The organism is Anabaena sp. CCY 9402-a (genome assembly GCF_963920945.1).
In the GTDB taxonomy this organism is placed as follows: domain Bacteria; phylum Cyanobacteriota; class Cyanobacteriia; order Cyanobacteriales; family Nostocaceae; genus Trichormus; species Trichormus minutissimus.
Genome location: NZ_CAWUDL010000065.1, coordinates 17,655 through 38,723 on the forward strand (window position 1 = coordinate 17,655; position 21,069 = coordinate 38,723).

Sequence of the window (21,069 nt, forward strand, 5' to 3'; positions counted from 1 at the left end):
CGCCATGCCGGATTCCTCAACAAAGCAAATTTTTGAGGCGATCACCTACGGTGGGCGGAAAGCTATCTCTACGAGACAACGCCTACCACACAGCTTTGGCGATGGGCTACGCCCCACCGTAGGCGATCGCAGTATGCTATGCTATATTAAGCGTAGTCGTTATGAGTTCAGATAATTATTATGACTAATCAGACTGTAGAAAACTTAGTAATTATCGGTTCTGGGCCAGCAGGATACACTGCGGCTATTTATGCTGGACGAGCTAATTTAAAACCTGTGGTATTTGAAGGTTTCCAAGTTGGGGGTTTACCTGGTGGTCAACTGATGACGACAACGGAAGTTGAGAATTTTCCAGGATTTCCCCAAGGGATAACGGGGCCGGAACTCATGGATAGAATGAAGGCGCAGGCGGAGCGTTGGGGGGCCCAGTTATATACTGAGGATGTGATTTCAGTTGATTTAAGTCAGCGTCCTTTTACTATCCGTTCTGAAGAAAGGGAAGTCCAGGCGCACACTATAATTATTGCCACTGGTGCGACAGCTAAACGTTTGGGTTTACCCAGTGAACATCAATTCTGGAGTCGGGGAATTTCTGCTTGTGCAATTTGCGATGGTGCAACACCGATTTTCCACGGTGCAGAATTAGCGGTGGTTGGTGCTGGTGACTCGGCGGCGGAGGAGTCTATTTATTTAACCAAGTACGGCTCGAAAGTGAATTTGTTAGTACGGTCTGATAAAATGCGGGCTTCTAAAGCCATGCAAGACCGAGTGTTGAGTAATCCTAAAATCCAAGTGCATTGGAACACTGAGGCTGTAGATATATTCGGTAGCAGTCACATGGAAGGGATAACAGTCCACAATCATAAAACTGGCGAAGAAACCAAACTGCCAGCGAAGGGTTTATTCTACGCCATTGGTCACACGCCTAATACTGCTTTATTTCAGGGGCAATTGGAACTAGACGAGGTGGGTTACATTGTCACTAAACATGGTTCACCAGAAACCAGTGTAGAGGGTGTATTTGCGGCTGGTGACGTGCAAGACCATGAATATCGCCAAGCAATTACGGCGGCTGGTAGTGGCTGTGCGGCGGCGTTGTTGGCGGAACGTTGGTTGTCTGCGAATGCTTTGATTCACGAGTTCCATCAACAGCAGACTATTAATAATGAGCTAGAATCTCAACCAGCACAGCAAAAAACGGAAGCGGAACAAGCGGCGGAATTTGATTTGGCTGCAACTCGCCATGAGGGGGGTTATGCTCTAAGGAAATTATTCCACGAAAGCGATCGCCTAGTCGTTGTCAAATACATCGCCCCTGGTTGTGGCCCTTGTCACACCCTCAAGCCAATTTTAAATAAAGTAGTGGATGAATTTGCAAGTAAAATCCACTTTGTAGAAATTGACATCGACAAAGACCGCGACATTGCCGAAAATGCTGGCGTCACAGGAACACCGACAATTCAAGTCTTCAAGAATAAAGAACTATTAAAGGAAGTGAAAGGTGTCAAACAAAAAAGCGAGTATCGCCAATTGATTGAAACTAATCTGTAGGAAATTGCGCATAGGGGATTAGGAAAAATTCTCCCTTGTTTTCCTAATCCCCTGCCACCTGTCACCTGTCACCTATCCCTTGTCACCTATCCCTTGTCCATCTTGACTATCTCCCGGTGAAATCTGACTATTAGATACATTTCGCATTCTATTCATTTGAGTCAGAGCATACCTAGCTGTAGCCTGGACTTCAGAATCGGGGTCATCCAGGGCATGATTTAACATTTGGCTCATTTGTCCCATCATGTCATAAACACGGGTCAAGTCACGGATGGCATTTTGCCGTACTTTTGGACTGTCATCCTGCATGGAGACTGCTAAAGCCCGGTTGATGGGTTTGAGTGTGCGGATGTTAATTTCTGACAAAGAAGCCAAAATTAAACTGCGTTGTTGAGAATCGGCATCAATCAACAGGTTGACCAATGGTTGAATTGCTCGTGAATCACCCTGCTGACCTAAATCCCAAATGGCTTTGTGTCGCTTGCTGGGGTCTGTACTACGTAAATCTCTAATCAGTTCATCAACAATGCTGAGTTTGGTGATACGAGAAGTTGTTTCTACAGGCATTGCTGTTGTAGAAATTGATGCGCTAGCTGTGGGTGAATTTGTGAATTGAGCCGTATTTTCTTGATTAACGGGTGTCTTTGCCACTTCTTGTAAAGCTAGTGGAACTTTATCTTCTTTAGCTGGACTTAAAAATCTTATCCCTAGTTTTTGAGGTAATTTTTCTTCGTTGTTTTGCTCATACCATCTTAATAAAAACAGGATAGCCCCAATACTGCCTAAAGTTCCTAAACCCAATATTAACCACCAAATGAAATCTCTCTGGTCGGACTGGGGTTTGGTAGTGGATGGGATGGTTGAATTGGCAATCTCAGTCACAGGAGAGATGGCTAGTTGCGTTTTTTTGCCTGCAAATGCTGCTTGCAGAGTCTTTTGGGTTGTCAGGTCTGCAAAACCATCCACCCTTTTTAAACCCTTGGCTGTCTGGAATTGAACTACAGCATTTTTCGTACTTTGACCATATTTTCCATCTATCAGGTCATCATAGTACCCTAACTCCGTTAATTGAGTTTGCAGGTTCTGCACATCTAATCCTTGACTACCTGGTGTGAGAACAACTGGCTTAGTTGGTCTAGCGGAACTGACTTGTGCCAGATACCAGACTTTAGGTACTAGGTTAGTTGTGGTTGCGCTGGCGCGATTTAAGTAAAAACCCAGGCAAGAAAAATAGGTGATGATTAAAATTGAGGAGCGGTATAGCCTCATATTAAGTTCAAAATTGCAGCATGAAAGTGCTAGGGAAGTGATAGAATCTGCCTAAATATTAACTTTTACATGGCAAATAAAGCTTGATTTTTTGTAAAAATTATGTAAACTATATTACCTTAACTAATTATTGATTTCTATTTTTTTTCTGTTTTAACAATAAATCGTTTATACCACAATCAGGTTGAGATAAAATCATCAAATGAAGCTTGGGGCTACTGTTAATTGAAGTATGGTAGTTGTCACCAACAGGACTGGTAGCACCCGTAGGGATATGAGAAGCTAGGCAAACACCATCCAAAATGGAATTAGGACAGCGTTTCTGATTCAGATTTTCTGACGGATACCGTTACAGGATTCAGCTGCTTTGTAGATGCTTCTGCAAGTTGTGTTTGCTGTTTATTAGCTGTTTCTTCCACCGCCAGATGTTTATTTTGCCCTGCCAAGTTATCACGCTGATTGATGAGGTAGATGCTGACTAAAGTGAGAAATACTCCTACCCACTGCAATGTACTGAGAACTTCTGAGAGTAAGAGATGACCGAATAGGAGAGCAAAGACTGGAGTGAGAAAAGTTAGAGAACTCAGACTGGTAAGGCTACCACTAGAGGCAAAGTAGAAAAATAAAGCGTAGGCGATCGCACTACCGAACACGGTAGCATAACCCAAAGCCAACCAATCAGAAGTCACAAGACTTTGCCATTGCTGAGATTCTACAACCGATGAAACGCTCCATAATGGCAAGCCGCCCAAAATCATATGCCATCCTGTAGCTGTCACTGGGTCAGTATACTTGGTCACATATCTAATTAAGACTGTTCCGACAGCCATAGACAAAGCGGCTAACAGCATCAGCCATTCACCACTAGCAAAAAGGTTTTGCCAGTTGCCGATTGTGACCTCTGAAGCAGTCCCAAATATGCTGAAAATCCACTCATCGGGTAAGCCAATTAAACTAATACCCATGACTCCCAAGCTTAACCCTAGGCATCCCCATAAACCAATACGTTCTTGAAATAGCCACAACGACAGCAACGCCACTGCCAAAGGTTGGGAATCAATCATCACTGAACCTAACCCGGCACTGGTTCTAACTAATCCTTCGGCTAAAAAGCCTTGAAATAAAGTGCCATCAACTACGCCAAATAAACCAATCCACAGCCATGCTTTCCAACCTGTAGGTTGGGGTCTACCCATAAGTGCCGCGACAATTAAAATTAACACTCCCGCCGGTAGCAACCGCAACCCCGCCATAAATAAGGGGGTGGTATGGGGAATGACTCCTTTCATCGCTACCATTGCCGTTCCCCAGAGGAAAAAGGGTGCGATGAGCAGTAGAGGTGCGAGGGGTAGTTTAGATGCACTGAGTTTCAGTTGCATGGGTTTGCTGATGCCTTTGGTTTACAGATGCAGAGATTTCTTTAACCAATTCTACCCAATTGTGTCTTTTTGTGAAGGAAATAATACTTAGGGATTAGGGAATGGCGGAATTTCGTCTTGTTTTTCTGCATTGATTACATTTTGTAACCGATGAATTTCTTGCTTTGCCTCTGTGAGCAAATCATCCCAATCATTGGGAGGATGACCACTATCAAGCATTTGCTGAAAAACTTGATAAGCATCTCTATTACTGTTATATGCTCGCTTAGAGTTCTCATCGTTAACCCAAGCAAACACAATAATTTTGCTTTCCTGATGATATCGAAAAAATAGGCGGTACTGCTGAAAAAATTTTGCTCTAAACCAGTGCTTGTAATCATCACCAAGAGTAGTTCCTTGACGGTAATCACTACGGGTTGGATCTTGAGGAATAACATCAAATGCCAATCGTGCGATCGCCCCTAGACGCTTCGCAGCATTTTTCTTTTTGTAGTCTTGAGGATATTTTTCCCGTAAATATTCAACTTGCATCAAAAGTTCTTCAACCTGGTTCAGGAAGAGAGCATGAGCAAATATATTCCACCCATTAATTACTAGCGGCTGATTTAAGGACAAATCTATTCATCCTCATCTACAAGTGGTGCATCAAGATCAAAATCAACTTCAGCAACTAAGGACTGAATATGACTTACTAGATCAGTGCTAATTGCCTTTAAGTGCTGTGGATTTTTCTCAATATCTTCTGCCAGAAAATGTATAAACTTCCCAATTATTGGATCACTTTGTGTTTGATCAACACGAGAAATCACTACCTGACCGTCGGGTTGGATGGTGTAGCAGATTTTATCACGCTTATTCAAGCCAAGAGCTTTGCGAATCGGATCAGGAATTGTTGTCTGATAACGATCAGTAAGGGTAGATTCTGAACATAGGGCTAGTTTTATAGCCATAGCTACTTCTCAACCTGTTGGTTAAACTCTATTATCAAAGTAATGCAATTGCATTGTCTCGTCAAGGGTGACGTCTGACCGAAGAAAGGCAGAGATCAGAAGGTTGTAAATTTTTTTGAGGTTCAATCAGGATATTCCCGACAGGCATCAAAATTAATGAATAGGTGCGTTACTTCGTTAACGCACCCTACTATTTAGGAGAAATGAGGAATCGCAGATTTTTCTAAATGAGCTACTAATTTCACCTCAAATTCTGCTTCAAACACTCCTTTTTTAAGGTCTAAACTCCAGAGTTCTAACGCACAGTCATCACCTGGCTTGGCTGAATAAATCAGCAAATTGAACTGCTGTAGTTGGCGATAATAATCACATTTGATTTGAGCGATCGCACCGATTTGTCGTCTATCTAATGCTACGGCTAATCTTAACAGCGCACTTAATTGACTAACGATTTGGCGATGCTCTTTACTCAACAAATTACGGTAATTTTCGTGTCTCTTTTTGGGTGGTGATTTGCGGTGATAACGAGCTAAATTGGCAATAATTTCGATCTCGGTTTCGTTGTAGCCGAGCAATTCACTATTCCGAATGAGATAGTAAGAGTGTTTATGGTGCGACGAATGACTAATATGATGACCGCAATTGTGTAATATTGCTGCCGCCCAAAGTAATTGTCGTTCATTTGTTCCCCAATGATGGAGTTGTCCTTGGGTTTGGTCAAATAAACTTAAAGCAAAAGCTGCCACGCGATCGCTATATGCTAAATTGACCTGGTACTTACTCGCCTGCTTCAACACGCTACGCTCACGAACTGAACTTTGAAAGCGCAGTCTATCTTCAATTAAGCCGTGGCTTAACATCCAGTCAACAATCACACCTTCCCGCAAGGCTCGCCCACAGGTTGAGATAGAATCTACACCCAAAAGCATCATTGCTTCTTGTAAAACCACCGCCCCGGCTAAAATGACTTCAGATCGTTTCTCTGGCATACCGGGTATGGCTGCTATTTCGGCATTAGTCATTTTCTGCAAGCGATTTACCCATTCTTGCAAGTCTGGGAGGCTGAATTTATAGCCATTTAGGGTAGAAGGGATAGTACCCAACTTTTCCCGCGCATGAATTGCGGCGATGGTTTCAATCGTGCCAGAAGTACCAATTAATTTGGGAAATTCGCCAAACTGGAGATTGGCTAAGACTTCATCTACAGAACGTTCCAACATCCCCCGCGTGTAGGCTTGTAGGTACTGAAACTCAACATCTAAGATGGGGTCAGAACTGATTAACTCAGTAGTCAGGCGCACTGCACCGACTTTAGTGCTAGTGAGAGTACGTGGTTCGTGACTGTCGCCCAAAATGATTTCTGTAGAACCCCCGCCAATATCAATAATGATGTGAGGCTGGTTATGGAACTCCATCCCCGACAGTACACCTAAATAGATGCGTCGCGCTTCTTCTTGACCAGAAATCAAGTCAACGCATAAACCCAACTCCGATTCTACTTTGTGTAAAAAATCTTTACCGTTGGGAGCTTCCCGCACCGCACTAGTGGCGACAGCGATGATGGTTTCTGCATTAGCAGTTTTAGCGACTTTTTGGAAGCGTTCCAAAGCAGCGATCGCTTTTGCCATGATTTCTGGTTTTAACTCCCCAGTAGCAATATCGCGATCGCCCAAGCGCACGGTTTCTTTTTCTTTACCAATAATGCTAAAAGCTGGTAAAGTCGGGTCAATCCTGACTATCACCATGTGCAGGGAATTTGTCCCCATATCAATGGCCGCAATAATCCGTTGTTGCTGCTGAACCGATTGAGTATTAACACTCAAACAGTCAGCCGAAACTAAATTCAGCATCTAGTTTTCTCTCTCTATTTAAGGAAGGATGGGAAAAAATAGCGTCTCGGGGTAGTTGGCACTGATATTGGTTGCAACGTACTTATACTCAGGTTGACCTTATCGAGTCTACCCAATTTAAGTATTGGGCTTAAATAACAAAAATATAGTCAGATATTAACATCTATGGTATTGGGCTTAAATAACAAAAATATAGTCAGATATTAACATCTATGGTATTATTCTCCACATGAAATTATCTGACTACATCAAATCACCCATGAATCAGTTATCAGACTGTGTGGAGTCAAAATGCGATTAGTGGAGCGACATATAATCAAGTAGAATCATCAATGGTTCAAAAAAATTGATAAAATGTCATTTTTGTTAAAGAACCTGTTCAACTGTGCTGTTTATTTATGTCGTCAAGCTTTCTTTCAGAATCAAGCAATACCAACATTGAATCAAATATATCACTCACTAAAAAAGAGTGATGATTATAAAGCGTTACCGAGTAAAGTTGCTCAATTGGTATTTAGACAAGTTGATAAATGCTTTAAATTTTACAAGTCAGCTAAAGAAGAATACAAAAAAATCCAGAAAAATATTTAGGTAAACCCAAGTTACCTAGATATAAACATAAGCTTCAGGGGAGAAATATTTTAACTTTTAATAATCAGGCTATTACCCAAAAATTCTTAAAAAAAGGGTTAATCTACCCTTCAGGATTAGCAATATCTGTCAAAACCCAACTGACAGATATTGAAGAAGTTAGAATTATTCCCAAAAATAACGTCTACATTAATGAGGCAGTGTATGAACAAGAAGAAACCACCTTAGAAAGCAATAATAGAAGAGCAGCAATTGATATAGGTTTAAATAACTTAGTAACTGTTAGTAGTAACTGTTCAGACTTGAGACCTTTTATTATCTGCGGTAAAGCGATTAAATCTTGTAATCAATTTTACAACATTCTTGCTACTGTACTTCACTAGACTGAGAAACGGTATATCTAAAAGGTTAACAGTATCTAACGCATAGGTAGAAAAAGTAGTATAAGCACCTAAAAATCCTACAGCTACCAATAAGCGTAATTCTGGAGAAATTATTGCTACTCGTTCTAAAGCAAGTGTGAAAAAGAAACCCATAGCTAAACAGCCGCTAATATTGATGAAAAACGTGCCATAGGGAAAACTTGTACCGAAGCGTTGAGCAAACCACAAGCTGAAATAGTAGCGACTTAAAGCACCTGCGATCGCACCTAAACTTACAGCTACAGGATTACGAACTGACGGCTGTTGCAATACTTCTGGGACTAATCTTGGTGCAATAGTTAGTAATTGCACACTATGCTCGAATAAACTTTTTAACCCAAATCCCATACTGAACCTACCTTTTGCTGTTTTCCAGCAATATTACAGGTATTGAACTCATTTCTAAAACTGCTTGTGATACTGAACCAATCAGTATGTCTAAGGGTTGATGTCCACGTTTCCCCATCACAATTTCTGTCACCTGATAAGTTTCAGCAATATGAATAATTGTTTCTGGAACAGCACCTGTTACAACCAGAAATTCATATCTAATATCAGATAATATTTGTTTGGCTTGTTCTTGTAATCTTTGAATATCTGACAGGGTTGAGGTATTAACTACGTGCAGAACGATTGCTTCACCATGACTACGACGTGCCAAATCTGCAACTTTAGTTAAAACTTCTGTTGCTAAACTAGATGTATCGACTGCTGCTAGTAATATAGTTTGAGTAGCAACTGTCACCTTTGTGGGGTCAACTTCACCTCTAGTTAGCAATTTAGGGGCAAAAAAAGCTGTAGACCAAGCCCCCAAAGGTGCTGTAATGAGAATCGAAAGAGCTGCGATCGCTAATATTATCTCACCTCCTGCAATACCCTGAGCTAAAGGAATTGCCCCAATCGCCGCTTGTACAGTAGCTTTAGCAGAGTTACCCGGTAGTAAAAATAATCTTTCATGCCAATTCCAACTACTACCCAAAGTTGAGAGATACCAGCCAATCATCCGCCCGATAAATAAACCAATTACCAAAATTAAAATACCGGGTAATAAAACTTTTTCTAATGTTTGTAATTGAATACTTGCTCCTAACAAAACAAACAAAAAAATCTCAGCTACTACCCATAAACTATCAAACCCGCCCCGCAATCTTCTAGCTAAGGGAGCATCTAGTTCAATTAAAAAAAATCCCATCGCCATTGTTGCCAAATATCCAGAAAAGTAAGGCAATGTATTAGCGATAAGTACCAGCAATAATGCTAACCCTGCGGCGATTACTGTATCTTGGACAGCATTTTGAGTCCAGTTTTGTTTTGTTAAGACTAAAACTAGTAAACGCGCCGCAAAATAACCAAATAAAACGCCTAAGAAAACTTGTAGCATTACTTGAAATGGCAGCAAATACACTGTGTTGACAGTAAATCCCCCAAACAGAGTAATTTGCTCAACACCACCATCCCGCAAGAAATTTAGCAACAAGCTAAAAACCAGTAATAACAATACATCAGATAAAGCACTACCAGTTAAAATTGCGTCGGGGATACCTTTAGTTACACCCAAACCTAAACTTTTGAGGCGCAACATTCCGGGAACAATCACAGCCGGAGACTCCGCGCCGATAATGCAGCCTAAAAGTAACCCTGTGGTCAAATTAAATTGGAATATCACCATAGCAGCAATGGCGATCGCGATCGCTTCACACATCGCCGGCAAAAATCCCAAACGTAACGCCACAGTTCCCTGTTGAGCCAGTTTTTCCCGGTCTAATCCCAGTCCAGCTTTCATTAAAATAATCATTACTGCTACAGTTCTCAATTCATCAGCAGCACCCAACACCTCTGGAGAAATGACATTCAGAACTGGAGGACTGAGAACAATACCCACTAAAATCATCCCAATTAAAGGTGGTGCGCCTAAACGACGGGCAATTTGACCGACAAAAAAGCCCATCATTAAAATCCACACTATGCTAAATAACATCCTACGACCCCCATAGCAGCAATTTAGACGAATACTGACTACAGGGAAGTCTGGAGATAAATACGACAAAGCTCCTACTACCCCACAATCAGCTAGGTAAGTAGGAGCTATCAGCTTTCCAGATTATAGTTTTTGCACTGGAATAGCGGTTTTGGCAAGCTCCATTGCCATTATTCACCTTGATAATACCATGTTTAACTTTTGTGATACATCAAAACTTTAGAAGATAGCGACTACTTACCGACAATATCATCTAGCCAATTAGCTGGAAATAACTATAAAATCACAATAAAATTTGCGCTTAATTTAATATTAAATTATGAATTAATGATAAAAAATTATTCTGCAATACAAACAACAAAAAATGAATATTAATAAATACCAAAACATATATTTCCCATTTGATAGTGAAAACCGTACTTATATTGGGACACAATTTCTACCTGATAAAGCCCTGATGAGATAGATACAATCAAAGTACAACTTGAGAGCATCCCAATTTCTTCATAAAACCTCCGCGCCCCTCCGCGTGAACCTCTGCGCCCCTCTGCGTTTTGGGATGCTCCCTATAACCAAGCAATGTTCTTGTAAAAAATCAAGACAGCATAAGCAGGAGAGCATAAAAATGGGAAATCAATTCAAAACACTTGCTTTACTTGCTGCCCTCAGTGGCTTATTAATTGCTATTAGTTATTGGGTAATTGGTGGTACTAGCGGCGTAATTATAGGTATTGGATTAGCAGCAGTGACTAACTTATTTTCTTGGTATCAATCAGACAAAATTGCCCTCGCTGTTTACCGCGCCCAGCCTGTAAGTGAAAGCCAAGCACCAGGACTATATCGCATGGTAGAGCGATTGTCACAACGTGCTAATATTCCCACACCAGGAGTTTATATAATCCCCAGCCAAACAGCTAATGCTTTCGCCACAGGAAGAGATCCAGAACACGCGGCTGTAGCCGTCACTGAAGGTATTTTGAATATCTTGCCAGAGGATGAGTTAGAAGGTGTAATTGCTCACGAATTGACTCACATTATTAATCGTGACACCTTAACCCAAGCTGTTGCTGCTACCGTTGCTGGTGCAATTTCTTTCTTAGCGCAGATGCTGAGTTATAGCTTATGGTTTGGTGGTGGAGGTGGACGAAATAACGAAAGAGGTAATCCTTTAGGAGTATTATTAACGGTTGTTCTAGCTCCTATAGCTGCCACAATTATTCAGTTAGCAATATCCCGCACAAGAGAGTTTTCTGCTGATGCAGGTTCTGCTAGATTAACAGGTAATCCCCGTGCCTTAGCCCGTGCATTGCAAAGATTAGAAGCCACTGCGCGACAACTACCTTTAAATGCCAACCCTGCCTTTGAGCCACTATTAATTATCAATCCCATCTCTGGACAATTTCTCGGTAACTTATTCTCCAGTCACCCCGCTACTGAAGCACGAGTTGAACAATTGCTGAAATTAGAACAACAAATTGCAGGGAGTAGGTAGTCAGGAATCAGGTGTAGGGGGGAATGACTAATGACTAATAACTGTTGACTAAAAGGATGTTTCAACCATGAATAATGACAATATCGAATCTGTCGAAATCGTTGAATCCACAATAGTAGTAGAGGTTAGTTCACAAACTGACGAACTTGTAGAAACCGAAATGGCTGGCGAAACTGATGAATTGAAGCGCGAAACCAAAGCACTAATTGAAGCCCTCAGAAGACGCGCTCAATCGGAAGCCGAATCAGCCGGAACTCTCACCCGTGAGACTTACTTAAAAGCGGTTCGCAAAGCACGGGAAACCATTGAAAAAGAAAAAATCATTGATAGCGATCGCCTAGAATATTTCTGGGTAGTGTTTCAAGAAGAAGCAGAAAGAAACTGGCACTTAATGATGAAAGAGTTTGTAGACTTTAATACCCGTCTACAACACGCATTAAAAGCCGGCTGGGAAGCCTTCAACACACCACGCCATCAAGGTTAAATCACAAGTAGGTTGGGTTGAACAAAGTGAAACCCAACATTAATATAATTGAGACGAATTTAAAAACCCCTCTCCTTAGCTTGCTTCTCTTACGTTCCCTGCGGGACGCTAACGCGTTCACGTAGTGTTCCGTTCGCGGTAGCGTCTCTACAGAGAAGGAAACGCGTAGCGTGTCGTAGACAGACGCTACCGCGTTCGCCAAAGGCGTTCTCGCAGAGTACCCGCAGGGAATTTAGGGGGATAAAACCACATTTTGCACCCAGCACAAAGCTGACTTTTCAAGTTATGTGGAAAGTCAGCTAATAATGGCTAAAATGTTGAAAATAGTTACCTGTGGTTTTTAACTAGATAGCCAGATATTCTTCATGAAAATTTTACGCTAACTTCGTATTTTCCCTGATTAGACAAAGATTTCATCAAAATACCTAGATCCGTCTCCGAAATATTACGGTTTTAGTTTAGTAATTGGGTATATAGCTATAAACCTTAGAAGCTACCCAACGCTATGAAGCGATCGCACTTTGTCAAATTCACGATGATAGTTTTATTCTCCCTAGGCAGTGTTGGCGTTGTCGGCGGGAGTTTCTTTCTAAGAAGAGCGTTTAGTAGCAGTAGCCCTAATCAAGTAATCACTGATACATCACGTTATCGAGAAATCCGTCATCAACTCTGGTTAAGTCAAAACGAAATTAAACATTTCCCTCAAGAAATACCGCAGGATACCGAGAATTTACGCATTGCTTACTCTCCGGGAGTTTCCCAAGCAAGTGTTTTCTTTCAAGCTAGACTCAAACAATCACCAGCACAAATTGAAAAATTACTGACACAATACAGAAAACTGGCAAAACGTCAATATCGGGGTGGAGACAGTAACGACCACGCCAATTTACCTAATGGTGTACCTACCACTTTGTTTTACACCAGCGATTCTGGCGGTGAGTCTTTTCCCCCTTCCTTCGAAATATTAGTCTTAAATGCCGAGAATAAAGGTAGAGCCGGCTTTAAGTGGAATCACGGTAATAGTTACGGTGTAGCTATTGATAGTTCAGCCTCAGAAATTGTCTATTGGGCAGAAGCATGGTAAGACTAATTCTCTGTGCCTCTGTGGTTAAAAATAATTTGTTCACCACAGAGACACGGAGACACAGAGAAAAATAGGTGTTTTTCCTAATTATTTTCGACTTTTACACCTTTCCAGAAAGCAACGTAACCCTCAATATTTTTAGCTTTCTCCTTGGCGTTGGGATAGTACCAAGCTGCATCTTTGTTGACTTGTCCATCAACGGCGATGCTGTAGTAACTAGCAACACCTTTCCACGGACAAGTAGTGTGAGTGTCACTTTCTTGGAAATACTGCTTGTTAATTGCGTCAGATGGGAAATAATGGTTGCCTTCTACGACGACGGTTTGGTCGCTTTCAGCTAAAACAGCCCCGTTCCAAATAGCTTTCGGCATAAGTGCGTTTGTGATTAAAGTTTACACTTAACATTCTGACACTTCTACAGCTTCAGTTTTGTGAATAATGGCAAAACCCTTCTGTCACTTTTGGCTGATGGCACTAGTAATTGTTTTAATTAAGCTTTTATGTGAAGTCATATTTTCATAGTCATGTGCATATGTAGTGAAAATGACTGATGGTGTGTAATTAAAACTTTGAAACTCTTAACAAGCTCAATAACTATATTTTAGAATTTAGTCACACTATGATTATTTAATAAGTATATACGTATATACGTATAAAACAAACTTTTTAGAGATGGAAGGGGTCAAGGTTGTTGTGATTAAAGCAATACATACTCAAGTTAAAGGGAGAGCCAGATATAAAATCACAGAACTTTATGGTTCGATAGAATTAAAAGAATATTTAGAGCGATCGCTAGTCAAAAACCCAGCAATATGGCAAGTCCATGCCAATACATTAACAGGGAATTTATTGGTAAATTTTACGCCACAATACAATTATCAACAAATTCAAGCTTTGCTTGCAAAAGCTATATCAAAATTTACAAAAAATCAGCCGTCAACTCAAACGGCAAAATTAATAAAACCTACTCATAAAATCACAAAAACTCATAGTAGTGTCGAAGAACAAAGAACAGATAATTGGCATTTAATCCCCACAGATAAAGTTCTCCATACCTTCCAAACTTCACCGGAATCAGGGCTATCGAGTCAAGCGGCTGCCATTAATTTGAGTAAATATGGCGCGAATGTCCTTGCAGAAACTGAATTGCGGTCTAATTTGAGCATCATCATTGAACAGTTTCAGTCCTTACCTGTGGCTTTATTGGGTGTGGCGGCGGGAGTATCAATTTTCACTGGTGGGTTGATTGATGCTGCGGTGATTTTAGGCGTGGTGGGCTTGAATGCAGTGATTGGTTATGTCACAGAAAGCCAGTCAGAAAAAATTATTCACTCCCTGAAACATCATCAGCAAACATCTGCTTGGGTAATGAGGGATGGAAAGTCTATAGAAATACCCATCGAAAATATAGTTGTGGGAGATATTTTAATTCTCAAACCAGGCAATTATATAGCAGCTGATGCCAGATTGATTGCAGCAGATAATCTAAATGTTGATGAGTCGGCTTTGACTGGTGAAAGTATCCCCGTTAATAAGACTACGGCATCTTTGATGGGTGAAGATGTGCCATTAGGCGATCGCTTCAATATGACCTACAAAGGTACTTATATCACAGGCGGTCAAGGCTTGGCGGTGGTGGTGGCGACCGGCACATATACAGAAATGGGTAAAATTCAACAGCTAGTAGGCGCAGCCAAAGCCACAGAAACACCCCTAGCCAAACAACTAGACGCAGTAGGCGGACAACTGGTGTTAATCAGTATGGGAATTTGCGGACTAGTCTTTGGGATGGGAGTAATGCGGGGATATGGTTTAGTACAGATGCTGAAATCATCCATATCTTTAGCAGTGGCGGCTGTTCCCGAAGGACTACCCACAATTGCCACTACCACTTTAGCTTTAGGTATCCGCGATATGCGGAAGCATAAAGTTTTAGTGCGGAGTCTGGCTGCTGTCGAAGCTTTAGGTTCTGTGCAGACAATTTGCATGGATAAAACCGGGACAATCACCGAAAATAAAATGTCAGTGGTGGAAATTCACGCCAATACCAGAGAAATTAAAGTTTCGGATGGTGACTTTCTAGTTGGAGAGGAGAATCTCAACCCCTACGCTGACGATGAACTGTTAAAGCTGATTCATGTATCGGTGTTATGTAATGAAAGTGAAGTCAGCAAATCGGCGGATGGGGAGTATGCAGTTACAGGTTCAGCTACAGAAAACGCCCTGATTTACATGGCCATTGCGGCGGGAGTAGATGCGATCGCCCTGCGAGAAAAATATCCTCTGTTGCAAACTAACCTGCGTTCCGAAAACCGCAACATTATGAGTACAATTCACCAAACTCATAATCAAAATAAATTTGTAGCTGTCAAAGGTAGCCCCGCCGAAGTAGCACAAATATGCCAATGCAGGATAGAAAATGGCCAACTAGTGCCGTTAAGTGACGCAGAACGGCAGACAATAGAAATTGAAAACGATCGCATGGCCGGGAAAGCATTGCGAGTTTTGGGCATAGCCTACAGCCATATAGATGAAGACTACAACTGCAATGGCAATAATCATAACCATGAATCAGACCTGATTTGGTTGGGTTTGGTAGGAATGGCAGACCCCATCAGAAAAGGTGCAAAAGCCTTAATTGCCGACTTCCATCATGCCGGAATTGACACCGTAATGATTACAGGTGATCAAAGTCCTACCGCCTATGCGATCGCTAAAGAATTAGAATTAAACCGCGACACTCAATTAGAAATTCTCGACTCCACCAACCTCAACAACCTCACCCCAGAAGCCTTAACCGCCCTCAGCGACAAAGTAGACGTATTTGCCCGCATTAGTCCCAGCAACAAACTGCAAATCGTCCAAGCCTTGCAGAGTGCAGGTAAAGTCGTCGCCATGACCGGCGATGGAATTAACGATGCACCCGCCTTAAAAGCTGCCCAAGTTGGTGTCGCAATGGGTAAAGGTGGTACAGATGTCGCCCGTGAGGTTGCAGATATAGTCTTAGAAGACGACCGACTCGAAACCATGATTATCGCCGTCAGTCGCGGAAGGACGATTTACAACAACATTCGTAAATCAGTGCATTTTCTCCTGTCTACAAACCTCAGCGAAATTATGGTGATGACTATCGCTACAGGCGTGGGTATCGGTGAACCCTTGAATGCCATTCAACTACTATGGCTAAATTTAGTCACAGATATTTTCCCTGGTTTATCTCTGGCGTTGGAAGCACCAGAACCAGAAGTATTAAGCCAACCACCCCGCAGTCCAGAAGAACCAATCATTAAAAATTCTGATTTTGGCAGAATTGCATTTGAATCAGCAGTCATCTCTGCTAGTACCCTAGCCGCCTATGGTTACAGCCTCGTCAGATATGGCATGACTCCCCAGGCTAGCACCATTGCCTTTATGAGTCTGACATCAGCCCAACTGCTACATACAATTAGCAGCCGTTCCGAAACCCACAGCATTTTTAGTAAAGAAAAACTCCCGAATAATCCTTACTTAAATGCTGCCATTACAGGTTCTTTTGCCATTCAAGTTTTAGCGATCGCCATTCCCCCACTCAGGAGTCTATTAAGAATCACCCCAATTAATCTTGTGGATGGTGCTGTCATTGGTGCTAGTGCTGTACTGCCTTTGTTGCTGAATGAAGGAACAAAAGGGACTGGGGACAGGTTACAGGTGACAGGTTACAGAGAAGATTTTACCCCAATTCCCAATCCCCAAAAGTAGGTAAATTATGAAAAAAGACTTCATGTTTACATCAGAATCGGTGACAGAGGGACATCCTGATAAACTTTGTGATCAGATTAGTGATGCGATCGTCGATCGTTTTTTACAACAAGACCCCTACGCCAGAGTCATTACAGAATGTGCTGTTGCGACAGGGATTGTTTTTCTAGCTGCCCGATTTGAACCAAATGCCAACGTAGATTTTACCAATATAGCCAGACAAGTTATTGATCAGGTTGGTTATAACCACAAACAATTTAATGGTAAAACTTGTAGTGTTTTAACCAGCTTAACAGAATTACCTCCTGATCAATATCACTTATTTGATGAGCAAAAACTATCAGATGAAGAGATAGAAAAAATTACGGTAACTAACCAAGCGACAGTTTTTGGTTTTGCTTGCAAGCAAACACAAACACTCATGCCCTTACCCATATGGTTAGCACATAAACTAGCTAGAAAAATGAGTGAAGTTAGAAATAAAAATATCCTCGATTATCTAACTCCTGATGGTAAAACTCAAGTAGGAGTTGAATATAAAAATCGTCGTCCTTATAGAATTCATAGTATTACAATTGTTGCTAGTCAAAATAAACGCAAAAAACCTGAGTTGAAACAATTACAGGATGATATTAGAGAAACTGTAATTTTTCCGGTGTTTGAAAATGAAGAAATTAAACCAGATGCAGAAACTAGAATATTTATCAATCCCGATGGCCCGTTTATTGTAGGGGGGCCTGCGGTGCATTCTGGTTTAACAGGCAGAAAAAACGCTATAGATACCTATGGTGAATATTCTAAACATAGTGGTTCAGCTTTAAGCGGTAAAGACCCCATTAGAATAGATCGCGTTGGTGCTTATGCTGCTCGTTATGCTGCTAAAAATGTTGTTGCCGCTAACCTAGCAGATGAATGTGAAGTGCAACTAAGTTATTCTATCGGTCTATCTCGCCCTGTGAGTATCCAAGTAGAAACTTTTGGCACAGGTATAATATCTGATGATGAAATCACAATTTTGTTAGAAAAATATTTTGATTTTCGCCTAGCAGGTATTCTCAAAGAGTTTAATTTAAGACATTTACCTTCATTGACGAAAGGTGGATTTTATAGAAAGCTAGCTGCTTATGGTCATGTAGGTAGAGATGATCTAGATTTGCCGTGGGAAAAAATAGATAAAATCAGTTTTTTGAACTAAAAAGACAATAACGAAACAACCCACCCACTCTTATTTCATGGAGTGGATGAGCTTAAATCAATCTATGAATCAGCGATCGCCTACAGTATCAGCCTTAAACACCTGCACCAGTGGCTCTACCACCCAATCTTTCTTGAATGCGGCTTTTAGCAGCTTTAAATTGTGTAGCTAATTGCTCAGTTTGGTCTGAACTGAGATTGTTACGAATTGCTGCAAACATTGTATTTTCTTCTTGACGAACGTGATCCATCACGATGTCTGCCAACTGTCTAACTCTATCTTTAAATTCAGAGGTAGAAGGACTCAGAGCCTTGATTTGCTCTAACATTCGCTTCATGTCCGCTTGCTCATCATACAGTTCTTGGGTATCCCTTTCACCATAGAAAGAACGCACTCTGGGGTAGACTACTTCTTCTTCAGCTTCAGCGTGAGCAGTTAGATCCTTGTAAATTTGACCAAAATACTCTTGAATCTTTTGTGGATCGTTGCTTTGCTGTATTTCGGTGAACAGGATATTGACTTTGTTGTGATCTAAGCGCAGCACATCTTGGATATTCATATCCCGTTTATCAGAACCCTGGGTGACAGCACTACCTACCGCGCCAGTCAAAGCCGCCATTGCATCTTGGACTCGTCCCCAAATACCTTGATCAACTTCTTGTCCAGTCAGTTCACGCACCCCTAAGATTTCCAAAATACCTTTGAGTTGTTCTTGGTGAGCGCGATTTTCAAAGTTAACGGTGTTGAGAGGCCCAATTGCAGCCATGACATCAGCACCAACTTTTTGTGCTGCTTTGTGAATCAACATTCCACTCATGACTTGTTGATGCTTCAACAATTCATGCTGAAATACTTTTTCGTAAAAGTTCAATTGAGAGCCTTGCATTAATTGGCGAAGCTTGTCCACCATTTCTCTGACTGTATTGCGTGGTTCTTGTTGGATACCATACTGCACGTTAACAGTTTCTAGAATCCCCAAATTTTTGCGATCATCATCGAGCATGGTACGGAAGCGATCGCTGATTTCATTATCAGTAGATTCTCTCAAAAATAATTGCTCATTGTCTATGAGCAACTGTTGAATTAATTTCATATCTGCCAATTTAGCAGCGATAGCATTGCGTTTTGTATCATCTAAAGTTGATACCATCTTGAGTTCTCCTCGAAAAAATACTCGTATTCTTACTAAGATAAATTTGACATATTTACTTGTAATATCCATCTTTCTTTTGAACGATTAACCTATCAACTCAGGATAGAAAATCAAGGTTTTTATTGGCACAAAGTTATACTTCTACTTTTAGATGGATAGTTATTTAGCATTTACTCTGTCGTCAGATAGATAAATTTTAAAGCTTATTTTTCTAAATTGGCTCAAAGATATTGAATATTTAGGAGTTTAATTAAAAATACCAGATGCTTCTGGAATATGAGAGCAGGCGTTGAATAAGGCAGCCGAATTTGGTTTGTCTAGCCAGTTAGATGAAGTAGGAAATCTAGATGTAAATATTAAAACCGCACCATTAAAGCTAACCCTAGAAAATGTCACCTATGGTGAAGGTGAAGAAATTTCACCAGCATTAACTAAAGCTTTAATAGCACAAACAAGCGAAATATTGGACTCGAGTAACTTCGATTTAGAAGGAATGAGCTTGCGAGTTCAACAACTAGTAGTAGACACAGGTAAACTCACACTGCAAGCCGAAGCGGACGTAGAAAAAATTCCCTTTGCTGAAAACTAGGACAAATATTATGGAAACCACAGAAACAACTTCTACCAGTTCCTCAACTTCCACACCATTCCCCAATATTCCCCCAGTTATTGAAAGTGACGATCGCGAATATCGTGATACAGGTGTACCCAGTACAGTAGCGATCGCCGGACATCCTTTACATCCCCTCAGTGTGATTTTCCCCATAGCCTTCTTAGCCGCCGCCTTGGGAAGCGATTTCGGCTACTGGTTAACCCGTGATTTCTTCTGGGCTAGGGCTTCCTTTTGGTTAATTGGATTAGGATTAGCAAGTGGTGCGATCGCCGCAATTATTGGTTTAAGCGACTTTTTGCAAATCGAACGTGTCCGTAAGCGTCAAGCAGGCTGGGCGCACCTGATTCTCAACGTTTCTCTCTTAACCTTGACTGTAGTTAATTTCCTACTGCGGCTAGGCGATGCTGAAGCCAAAATCTTACCTTGGGGACTATTACTTTCCTTAATCGTCGGTACTCTCACTAGCATTTCCGGCTGGTTCGGTGCAGAACTTTCCTACCGCCACAAAATCGGCGTAGTCGGTGCTGGTAGTAGAAGATACCCGTAAATTTCATTAGTCGTTACTGTTTCCTCCCACTCGCCAATCCCTATTTTTAATACCTAAAGGCTAAAATCGGGCATAGTTTTTAGCCTTTACAAAATGCCTCATCATCGCAGCCAATCAAAATTGATTATCCTGTCTCTGCTTATTGTAGTAGCGATGGGATTTTTATTTAAATATTACCCAGGTCTTGGTCATCAATGGTTAAATAACTATGGAGCAGCAGTATTTTACGAAATATTTTGGTGTCTGTTTGCCTTGTGGTTTTTCCGGAGTCAAACTGCTATCAAACAAATTCCCATATGGGTTTTTATTATTACCTGCATTATAGAAATTCTCCAACTTTGGCATCCACCACTGTTAAATCAGGTTCGCGCTACATTAATAGGTAAACTCTTGCTAGGTACTACCTTTGCTTGGTGGGATTTTCCTCATTATGCACTGGGGTGTATTTTAGGTTGGTTGTGGCTAAAAAAATTACATAATACAGATTATGCAAAAAAAGGTGAAAGTTAAACCCAACTCAAAACAGCAAAAAATTGCAGAACAATCTGATGGTAGCCTAACTGTATATTTAAAATCTCCACCGGTCGATGGGAAAGCTAACGAGGAATTAATTAAACTGCTAGCCGACAAGTTTGATGTATTAAAATCCCAAGTCAGAATTAAGTCTGGTTTATCTTCACGACTAAAATTGATTGAAATTGATACAGATGTTTAGTGTTAAGTAATCAAACAAAATTAATTACACAAATTAATATACAATATAATTTAGGATT

The 21,069-nt window shown here is 41.1% G+C and carries 19 protein-coding genes, 1 pseudogene and 1 riboswitch; of the genes and pseudogenes, 11 read left to right on the forward strand and 9 right to left on the reverse strand.

Annotated features, from left to right (window positions below; all coding sequences use genetic code 11):
- Positions 1–4: 4 nt before the first annotated feature.
- Positions 5–175, forward strand: a complete 171-nt coding sequence (locus ACM0OR_RS21040) for a hypothetical protein (RefSeq protein WP_414578546.1) — start codon at positions 5–7, stop codon at positions 173–175.
- A 5-nt stretch (positions 176–180) separates the two neighbouring features.
- On the forward strand, positions 181–1,551 hold the full coding sequence (gene trxB / locus ACM0OR_RS21045) for a thioredoxin-disulfide reductase (RefSeq protein ID WP_414578548.1): 1,371 nt from the start codon (positions 181–183) through the stop codon (positions 1,549–1,551).
- Between the two features lie 72 nt (positions 1,552–1,623).
- Here trxB and ACM0OR_RS21050 read toward each other — a convergent pair whose 3' ends face one another.
- From ACM0OR_RS21050 to ACM0OR_RS21080, 7 genes are all read right to left on the reverse strand, one after another.
- Positions 1,624–2,820: a peptidoglycan-binding protein gene (locus ACM0OR_RS21050; protein ID WP_414578550.1), complete on the reverse strand. Its 1,197-nt coding sequence runs from the start codon at positions 2,818–2,820 to the stop codon at positions 1,624–1,626.
- A 308-nt stretch (positions 2,821–3,128) separates the two neighbouring features.
- On the reverse strand, positions 3,129–4,199 hold the full coding sequence (locus ACM0OR_RS21055) for a DMT family transporter (RefSeq protein ID WP_414578552.1): 1,071 nt from the start codon (positions 4,197–4,199) through the stop codon (positions 3,129–3,131).
- An 87-nt stretch (positions 4,200–4,286) separates the two neighbouring features.
- The gene (locus tag ACM0OR_RS21060; protein ID WP_414578554.1) at positions 4,287–4,814 is read right to left on the reverse strand and encodes a type II toxin-antitoxin system YhaV family toxin; all 528 of its coding nucleotides are present in this window, start codon (positions 4,812–4,814) and stop codon (positions 4,287–4,289) included.
- A gap of 2 nt (positions 4,815–4,816) precedes the next feature.
- The gene (locus tag ACM0OR_RS21065) at positions 4,817–5,149 is read right to left on the reverse strand and encodes a type II toxin-antitoxin system PrlF family antitoxin (protein ID WP_414578555.1); all 333 of its coding nucleotides are present in this window, start codon (positions 5,147–5,149) and stop codon (positions 4,817–4,819) included.
- A 194-nt stretch (positions 5,150–5,343) separates the two neighbouring features.
- Positions 5,344–6,999, reverse strand: a complete 1,656-nt coding sequence (locus tag ACM0OR_RS21070; protein ID WP_414578557.1) for a Ppx/GppA phosphatase family protein — start codon at positions 6,997–6,999, stop codon at positions 5,344–5,346.
- A gap of 887 nt (positions 7,000–7,886) precedes the next feature.
- Positions 7,887–8,360: a fluoride efflux transporter CrcB gene (gene crcB, locus ACM0OR_RS21075; protein ID WP_414578558.1), complete on the reverse strand. Its 474-nt coding sequence runs from the start codon at positions 8,358–8,360 to the stop codon at positions 7,887–7,889.
- A 7-nt stretch (positions 8,361–8,367) separates the two neighbouring features.
- Complete coding sequence (locus ACM0OR_RS21080) at positions 8,368–9,990, reverse strand: cation:proton antiporter (protein WP_414578560.1); 1,623 nt, start codon at positions 9,988–9,990, stop codon at positions 8,368–8,370.
- 94 nt (positions 9,991–10,084) lie between these two features.
- Positions 10,085–10,168: riboswitch (Fluoride riboswitch) on the reverse strand.
- Positions 10,169–10,615: 447 nt separating this feature from the next.
- On the opposite strand from ACM0OR_RS21080, the gene ACM0OR_RS21085 reads away from it, so the two are divergent.
- The 3 genes from ACM0OR_RS21085 to ACM0OR_RS21095 all read left to right on the forward strand — a co-directional run bounded on the left by ACM0OR_RS21085 (position 10,616) and on the right by ACM0OR_RS21095 (position 13,050).
- Complete coding sequence (locus tag ACM0OR_RS21085) at positions 10,616–11,482, forward strand: zinc metalloprotease HtpX (protein WP_414578562.1); 867 nt, start codon at positions 10,616–10,618, stop codon at positions 11,480–11,482.
- Positions 11,483–11,549: 67 nt separating this feature from the next.
- The gene (locus ACM0OR_RS21090) at positions 11,550–11,966 is read left to right on the forward strand and encodes a hypothetical protein (protein WP_414578563.1); all 417 of its coding nucleotides are present in this window, start codon (positions 11,550–11,552) and stop codon (positions 11,964–11,966) included.
- A 505-nt stretch (positions 11,967–12,471) separates the two neighbouring features.
- Positions 12,472–13,050, forward strand: coding sequence for a hypothetical protein (locus ACM0OR_RS21095; protein WP_414578565.1), 579 nt, complete (start codon positions 12,472–12,474; stop codon positions 13,048–13,050).
- A gap of 83 nt (positions 13,051–13,133) precedes the next feature.
- Here ACM0OR_RS21095 and ACM0OR_RS21100 read toward each other — a convergent pair whose 3' ends face one another.
- Positions 13,134–13,421 (reverse strand): DUF427 domain-containing protein, encoded by a 288-nt coding sequence (locus ACM0OR_RS21100; protein WP_414578566.1) that lies wholly within the window; start codon positions 13,419–13,421, stop codon positions 13,134–13,136.
- Positions 13,422–13,743: 322 nt separating this feature from the next.
- Here ACM0OR_RS21100 and ACM0OR_RS21105 point away from each other — a divergent pair, with 322 nt between their 5' ends.
- Both ACM0OR_RS21105 and metK read left to right on the forward strand, forming a co-directional pair.
- Positions 13,744–16,788, forward strand: coding sequence for an HAD-IC family P-type ATPase (locus ACM0OR_RS21105; protein WP_414578576.1), 3,045 nt, complete (start codon positions 13,744–13,746; stop codon positions 16,786–16,788).
- A 7-nt stretch (positions 16,789–16,795) separates the two neighbouring features.
- Complete coding sequence (gene metK, locus ACM0OR_RS21110) at positions 16,796–17,983, forward strand: methionine adenosyltransferase (protein ID WP_414578568.1); 1,188 nt, start codon at positions 16,796–16,798, stop codon at positions 17,981–17,983.
- A gap of 94 nt (positions 17,984–18,077) precedes the next feature.
- On the opposite strand, the gene ACM0OR_RS21115 is transcribed toward metK, so the two are convergent.
- On the reverse strand, positions 18,078–19,133 hold the full coding sequence (locus tag ACM0OR_RS21115; protein ID WP_414578570.1) for a hemerythrin domain-containing protein: 1,056 nt from the start codon (positions 19,131–19,133) through the stop codon (positions 18,078–18,080).
- Positions 19,134–19,512: 379 nt separating this feature from the next.
- Here ACM0OR_RS21115 and ACM0OR_RS21120 point away from each other — a divergent pair.
- The 4 genes and pseudogenes from ACM0OR_RS21120 to ACM0OR_RS21135 all read left to right on the forward strand — a co-directional run.
- A pseudogene (locus tag ACM0OR_RS21120) lies at positions 19,513–19,725 on the forward strand (LmeA family phospholipid-binding protein); the annotation flags it as partial.
- A 10-nt stretch (positions 19,726–19,735) separates the two neighbouring features.
- Complete coding sequence (locus ACM0OR_RS21125) at positions 19,736–20,296, forward strand: DUF2231 domain-containing protein (protein ID WP_414578572.1); 561 nt, start codon at positions 19,736–19,738, stop codon at positions 20,294–20,296.
- A 93-nt stretch (positions 20,297–20,389) separates the two neighbouring features.
- Positions 20,390–20,806 carry a DUF2809 domain-containing protein gene (locus ACM0OR_RS21130; RefSeq protein ID WP_414578573.1) on the forward strand — a complete coding sequence of 139 codons (417 nt, stop codon included), beginning with the start codon at positions 20,390–20,392 and terminating at the stop codon, positions 20,804–20,806.
- A complete protein-coding gene (locus ACM0OR_RS21135; protein ID WP_414578574.1) occupies positions 20,784–21,011 on the forward strand; it encodes a DUF167 domain-containing protein in 228 nt (75 codons plus the stop codon). Before ACM0OR_RS21130 ends, ACM0OR_RS21135 begins: the two co-directional genes overlap by 23 nt.
- The last annotated feature ends 58 nt before the right edge of the window (positions 21,012–21,069 follow it).